This window comes from Rhodoferax sp. (assembly GCF_039922535.1).
GTDB lineage: Bacteria > Pseudomonadota > Gammaproteobacteria > Burkholderiales > Burkholderiaceae_C > Rhodoferax_B.
The window spans coordinates 1-3017 of the sequence record NZ_JBDTEM010000463.1 but is presented as its reverse complement, the minus strand read 5'-3'; the positions used below and the strand labels follow the sequence as shown (position 1 = coordinate 3017).

2 protein-coding genes are annotated in these 3017 nt (G+C 63.9%); one reads left to right on the top strand and one right to left on the bottom strand.

What is annotated here, in order from left to right; all coding sequences use genetic code 11:
* Positions 1–1998 (bottom strand): indolepyruvate ferredoxin oxidoreductase family protein (locus ABI213_RS21930; protein WP_348028662.1); only part of this gene is annotated, 1998 nt, incomplete at its 3' end.
* 125 nt (positions 1999–2123) lie between these two features.
* Here ABI213_RS21930 and ABI213_RS21925 point away from each other — a divergent pair.
* Positions 2124–2591 (top strand): Lrp/AsnC family transcriptional regulator, encoded by a 468-nt coding sequence (locus tag ABI213_RS21925; RefSeq protein WP_348005987.1) that lies wholly within the window; start codon positions 2124–2126, stop codon positions 2589–2591.
* Positions 2592–3017 lie beyond the last annotated feature (426 nt).

The window sequence follows — 3017 nt, the reverse complement described above, 5'->3', positions numbered from 1 at the left end:
CGGGTTGATCACCACCCGCGTGGCCGGGTCCACTGCCGTGCCGCGCTTGCGGCGGCGGCGTTTTTCGGTGGCGCAGGTCTGGTCGTAGATGAGGATGGTGGTGCCCTTTATTTCGCGGAACTCGCGCTGGATGTCGTCCAGCAGGTCGCGGTGCTTGACCTCCACGCCCGCCGCCAGAGCCACGCCTGCGTACTTTTCAGGCTCGTCCGTCACCACTACGGTTTTGATAGCACCTTCTGCAAGCACAGACTGCGCAATCTGCACTACCGAGTGCCCTTCTGGGCGCTCGCCAATTTGCTGGCCGCCGGTCATGGCCACCGCGTCGTTGTACAAAATTTTGTAGGTGATGTTGACCCCCGCCGCAATCGCCTGGCGGATGGCCAGCAGGCCGCTGTGGAAGTAGGTGCCGTCGCCCAGGTTGGCAAAGATGTGCTGGTCGGTGGTAAAGGGCTGCTGGCCTACCCAGGGCACGCCCTCGCCGCCCATCTGGGTAAAGCCCACGGTGCTGCGGTCCATCCAGGTGGCCATGAAGTGGCAGCCAATGCCGCCCATGGCGCGCGAGCCGTCGGGCACCACGGTAGAAGTGTTGTGCGGGCAGCCGCTGCAAAACCACGGTGGCCGCGCCTGCGCCGGGCTGGCCTCCAGCACCTGCATGGCGCGGTCGGTGGCGTCCAGCAGGGCGATGTGCGTGTGGATGCGCGAAGCCACGTCCTCGGGCATACCCAGCTTGTGCAGCCGCTGGGCGATGGCCCGGGCGATCAGCGCGGGCGACAGGTCGGCGTTGGCGCGCAGCAAGGTGTTGGCCGTGGGGTTGGCCATGGACCATTCGCCACCGCTCAGGTCGCCCTCGGGCTCGTTGAACTTGCCCAGCACATTGGGCCGCACGTCGGCGCGCCAGTTGTACAGCTCTTCTTTGAGCTGGTATTCGATGACCTGGCGCTTTTCTTCCACCACCAGGATTTCTTGCAGGCCGGTGGCAAATTCGCGGGTGAGCTGCGCCTCCAGCGGCCAGACCACACCCACCTTGTGCAGGCGCAGGCCGATACGGCGGCAGGTCGCATCGTCCAGTCCCAGGTCCAGCAGGGCCTGGCGGGTGTCGTTGTAGGCCTTGCCGCTGGCGATCACGCCGAACCGGTCGTTCGGGCCTTCGATGGCGTTGTAGTTCAGGCGGTTGGCGCGGATGTAGGCCAGCGCGGCATACCACTTGTAGTGCATGAGCCGCGCCTCCTGCTCCAGCGCGTGGTCGGGCCAGCGGATGTGCAGGCCACCGGGCGGCATCTGGAAGTCGGTGGGAATTTTGATCGCCACGCGCTGCGGGTCCACCATCACCGTGGCGCTGGACTCGACGATCTCCTGGATGGTCTTCATGCCCGCCCACACGCCCGAGAAGCGGCTCATGGCAAAGGCGTGCAGCCCCAGGTCCAGAATCTCCTGCACATTGGCAGGAAAGAACACCGGCAGCCCGCAGGCTTTGAAGATGTGGTCGCTCTGGTGCGCGGCGGTGCTGCTTTTGCTGATGTGGTCGTCGCCCGCCACCGCAATTACCCCGCCAAACTCCGTCGTGCCGGCCATGTTGGCGTGCTTGAACACGTCGGAGCAGCGGTCTACCCCCGGCCCCTTGCCATACCAGATGCCAAACACGCCGTCGAACTTATTCGTGCCCGGTGGCGAAAAGCCCAGTTGCTGCGTGCCCCACACGGCCGTGGCGGCCAGTTCTTCGTTCACGCCCGGCTGGAACACGATGTTCTGCGCCTTCAGGAACGGGGCGGCCTTCCACAGCGCCTGGTCGTAGGTGCCCAGGGGTGAGCCCCGGTAGCCGCTGATGAAGCCCGCCGTATTGCGCCCCTGCCGGGCATCGCGCTGGCGCTGCAGCATGGGCAGCTTGACCAGGGCCTGCACTCCGCTCATGAAGGCCGGACCAAAATCCAGGCTGTATTTATCGTCCAGCGAGGCGGCTTCTAGGGCCTTGCGCAGCGCGTCAGGTAGAGGGGCATTCATCGTGTTTGTCTCCTGCGCAGTGGGCTGCGCTATAGAGAAAAGTGTATGCCTGTACCCCGGAAAAGTCTTTGCGTTCTTTGCCCGCATTCGCCTACTATGCGCAAGAACCTTGCTTAAGAACCACCATGCTCGATAAATTTGACCTCACTATCCTCGATGCCTTGCAGGCCAATGCCCGCCTGACCAACGCCGAGCTGGCCCAGCGCGTCGGCCTGTCAGCCGCACCGTGCTGGCGACGGGTGCGGGCGCTGGAGGAGGCGGGTTATATCCGCGGTTACCGGGCCGAGATCGACCGGCACAAGATTGGCCTGGATGTGCTGGCCTTTGTGCGGCTGGACGCGGTGCAAAACAGCGGGCCTGCGCTGCAAGGGCTGGAGGACGCGATCCGCCTGATCCCCGAGGTGGTCTCTTGCCACTACATCAGCGGCACCGGCACGTTCGAGCTGCAGGTGGTGTCGCGCGACCTGAATACCTTCAGCCAGTTTGCCCGGCAGGTGCTGGTGAATCTGCCGAACGTGAAGGACTTGCACACCAGCTTTTCACTGGGCGAGGTGAAGGGGAATGGGGTGTTGCCGTTGGGGCATTTAGGGTGACGGGGCAGCTCAGTTTTTAATAGCTGTCTGTGCAGTTGCTACGTGCGCTGGGGGCTCTTTTGGCTTGTATTTCCTATGCGGATGGCCGGCACGATGACCCGCTGAGCTAATAGGGGTCAGATCCCAATTGCGCGCGCCTTGTTGAAGGCCTGCGAAGGATATCCACCCGCATTTGGGCTCTGACCCCTATTGGCGGTTTGACGTGCGTGTCTGCTTGACGGGGGTGGACGCAACAGCCATCCCTGGCCGGGCTGTGCCCCCGGCAGGGCAGTAACTTTTCTTTGCTTGGCCAAAGAAACGTCACCAAAAGAAAGGCCACCCCCACTACCTGCGCCCTCCGCTGGCGCTGCGGGAACCTGCGGTGCTCGCTTTGGGCGGGGTCTGGCTAAACTCGCTGCGCTCAAACAACGCCAGCCCTGATCCGCC